The organism is Pseudomonas sp. NY15435 (assembly GCF_048068295.1).
GTDB lineage: Bacteria > Pseudomonadota > Gammaproteobacteria > Pseudomonadales > Pseudomonadaceae > Pseudomonas.
Genome location: NZ_JBLUQA010000047.1, coordinates 1 through 217, shown reverse-complemented (window position 1 = coordinate 217; position 217 = coordinate 1). Strand labels below are relative to the sequence as shown.

The 217-nt window shown below is 52.1% G+C and carries 1 tRNA gene; it reads right to left on the bottom strand.

Annotation, left to right across the window (positions count from 1 at the left end):
• Window positions 1–28: 28 nt before the first annotated feature.
• Window positions 29–105: transfer RNA gene (locus tag ACNFH5_RS30660), tRNA-Ile, on the bottom strand.
• Between the last annotated feature and the right edge of the window lie 112 nt (window positions 106–217).

The following is a 217-nucleotide window of genomic DNA, read 5'->3' as shown; positions in this document are numbered from 1 at the left end:
CATCGGATCAGCAGCACACCACAACAATTGGTGGGTCTGGGCAGATTCGAACTGCCGACCTCACCCTTATCAGGGGTGCGCTCTAACCAACTGAGCTACAGACCCAATCGTCTAACCAGTGAATCAAGCAATTCGTGTGGGAGCTTATGAAGAAGCTGAGATCTTCGATTAAGGAGGTGATCCAGCCGCAGGTTCCCCTACGGCTACCTTGTTACGA